1 protein-coding gene is annotated in these 237 nt (G+C 66.7%); it reads right to left on the reverse strand.

Features of this window, described 5'->3' with window-relative positions:
• Window positions 1–237 (reverse strand): Tn3 family transposase (locus tag AX735_RS19830; protein WP_156447553.1); only part of this gene is annotated, 237 nt, incomplete at both ends.

Below are 237 nucleotides of genomic sequence, written 5' to 3' on the forward strand. Positions count from 1 at the left end.
ACGCGGCGAGCTTTCGCAGCATGACCGATGGCGCGACATGGCCGGCCTTGATCGACCCTACGAGGCGCAGCACGTCTTCCCATTGCTCACCGATGATGTCGGTGCGGATACGCTTGCCCAACAGCGGGGTGATGGACGGATAGGCCGTGACCGGCGCGATCGGCGCGAGCCGCCTGTCGGGGAAGTCGCGCAGGCGCGGGCAGAAGCGAAATCCCAGCATCGCGCACAGGGCGAAGA

The organism is Blastomonas sp. CCH1-A6, from assembly GCF_001556365.1.
Lineage (GTDB): Bacteria > Pseudomonadota > Alphaproteobacteria > Sphingomonadales > Sphingomonadaceae > Blastomonas > Blastomonas ursincola.